2 protein-coding genes are annotated in these 2,581 nt (G+C 62.0%); both read right to left on the bottom strand.

Translation table 11 applies throughout. The features are described from left to right. On the bottom strand, positions 1-710 hold a 710-nt coding region (locus R3280_RS16675), incomplete at its 3' end, for a methylenetetrahydrofolate reductase (RefSeq protein ID WP_318999732.1). 16 nt (positions 711-726) lie between these two features. Further along, a complete protein-coding gene (gene ahcY, locus R3280_RS16670) occupies positions 727-2,121 on the bottom strand; it encodes an adenosylhomocysteinase (RefSeq protein WP_318999731.1) in 1,395 nt (464 codons plus the stop codon). Positions 2,122-2,581 lie beyond the last annotated feature (460 nt).

The following is a 2,581-nucleotide window of genomic DNA, read 5'->3' as shown; positions in this document are numbered from 1 at the left end:
CTGTCGCTGTCGTCGCCGTAGGCTTCCAGCTGCTTGCGGATCCAGCGCGGGATCTCGGCACCGCACATCTCCGAGAAGCGGGTCAGGTTGGAGAAGTTCACGATCGGCATGATGCCGGGCACCACCGGAATGGTGATGCCCATTTTTTCCAGCCGGTCGATGAAGTAGAAGTAGCTGTCCACATTGAAGAAGTACTGGGTGATGGCGCTGTTAGCGCCAGCCTCCACCTTGCGGGCGAAGTTCCTCAGGTCATCCTCGGCGGAGCGGGCCTGGGGATGGAACTCCGGGTAGGCCGCCACTTCGATGTTGAACGTATCGCCGCTGTGCTCCCGGATGAAGCTCACCAGCTCGTTGGCATAACGCAGCTCACCGGCCGCCCCCATGCCCGAGGGCATGTCGCCCCGCAGGGCGACGATGCGCTCGATACCATGCTCCCGGTACAGGTCCAGCAGCTCGGCAATGCTGTCACGGGTGGCTCCGATGCAGGACAGGTGGGGCGCCGTGGAAATGCCCTGCTTGTGCAGGCTGACCACGGTGTCCACCGTGCGGTCCCGGGTCGAGCCGCCGGCGCCGAAGGTGACCGAGAAGAAGTCCGGGTGCACCTCTGCCAGCTGGTCACGCACAACCTGCAGCTTGTCCTTGCCCTGGTCGGTCTTGGGGGGAAAGAACTCGAAGCTGAACCGGCGCTTGAACTGTTTCTGGGATTGCATGGTCTCTCGCTCTCGCTCAGTACTTGTAGGAGTCAGGCTTGTAGGGGCCTTCCACCGGTACGCCGATGTACTTGGCCTGCTCCGGGGTCAGCTTGGTGATCACGCCACCAAAACCTTCCACCATGGCGCGGGCCACTTCCTCGTCCAGCTGCTTGGGCAGGACCTGGACATAGACGCCTTTCTCGCGGGCCTCGGCCGGCAGGTCGGCGAACTTGCGCTCGAACAGGTGCATCTGGGCCAGTACCTGGTTGGCGAAGGAGCCGTCCATGATCCGTGACGGGTGACCGGTGGCGTTACCCAGGTTCACCAGGCGGCCTTCGGACAGCAGGATCAGGTAGTCGTTGGCGGACTTGTCGCGGTAGACCACGTGCACCTGCGGCTTGACCTCGTCCCACTCCCAGTGCTTGCGCATGTAGGCGGTGTCGATCTCGTTGTCGAAGTGACCGATGTTGCACACCACGGCGCCGGACTTCAGGGCCTTCAGCATGTTGGAGTCACAGACGTTGACGTTACCGGTGGTGGTCACCAGCAGGTCGGTGTTCTGCAGCAGCGCCTTGTTGATGCCAGCCTCGGTACCGGTGTTGACGCCATCGTTATAGGGCGACACCAGCTCGAAGCCGTCCATGCAGGCCTGCATGGCACAGATCGGGTCGGCCTCGGTGACCTTGACGATCATGCCTTCCTGGCGCAGGGAGGCAGCGGAGCCCTTGCCGACGTCACCGTAGCCGATCACCAGCGCCTTCTTGCCGGCCATCAGGTGGTCGGTGGCGCGCTTGATGGCGTCGTTGAGGCTGTGGCGACAACCGTATTTGTTGTCATTCTTGGCCTTGGTGACGGCATCGTTGACGTTGATGGCCGGCACTTTCAGGGTGCCCTCACGGAGCATTTCCTGCAGGCGGTGCACACCGGTGGTGGTCTCTTCGGTCACGCCGTGGCACTTGCTCAGCACTTCCGGGTACTTCTCGTGCAGCAGCGCGGTCAGGTCGCCGCCGTCGTCCAGGATCATGTTGGGCTCCCAGCCGGCCACGTCGGCACCGACGGTGCGCTCCAGGCACCAGTCGTATTCCTCGTCGGTCTCGCCTTTCCAGGCAAACACCGGGATACCGCGCTCGGCGATGGCGGCAGCGGCGTGGTCCTGGGTGGAGAAGATGTTGCAGGACGACCAGCGCACGTTGGCCCCCAGGTCCACCAGGGTCTCGATGAGCACGGCGGTCTGGATGGTCATGTGGATGCAGCCCATGATGTTGGCGCCCTTGAGGGGCTGGTCGCTCTTGTAGCGGTTACGCAGGGCCATCAGTGCCGGCATCTCGCTCTCGGCGATGGTGATTTCCTTGCGGCCGTAGGCGGCCAGACTGATATCCCGGACTTTGTAGTCGTCGAAGCCTTTCAGTTTTTCTGCTGGAGTACTCATGGTGTTGCTCCTCAGTGTTTTAATTTCTCTGCTACACGCGTTTGGTCGCATCTAGCCTCTTAATTCGGTGTTTAGCGGCGATTGGGAGGCTTTGCCCAGGACACGCTACAAGCACCCGCAAGCGGGTCCGGCCCGCAATCGCAGATTGCGGTCGTCCAGCTGTCGCATGAAGCTTCGCTTCATAAACGCTCGGCTGGACCCCTGTGCGCTTGTTTCGGGCCGTCCCTGGCCCTCAACAGTCCCGGTCAATGCTTCCCCAACCCCTCCTTCAATCTATTGGTTACAGCCGTCCTCATGCTCCTGGAGCGCTATCAAAGAACGGTGGCCTTCCCGCCTATTCGGCATTTTGAGAGGCCAGCACGCTTTCAGCTCAGCGGTGGGGGGGTAGGGCGTGTGGGGACTGTAGTGGGCCCTGGACGGCCCCAAAAAAACGCACACCGAAGTGATTGTATCGTGTCCG

Origin of the sequence: Marinobacter sp., assembly GCF_033722195.1 — a bacterium.
Taxonomy (GTDB): Bacteria; Pseudomonadota; Gammaproteobacteria; order Pseudomonadales; family Oleiphilaceae; genus Marinobacter.
This window is presented reverse-complemented; position numbering and strand designations above follow the sequence as displayed.

Bases quoted from the DNA above. Each gene is read 5' to 3' on its own strand.
- ahcY (WP_318999731.1), bottom strand. From the start codon at position 2,121: ATGAGTACTCCAGCAGAAAAACTGAAAGGCTTCGACGACTACAAAGTC.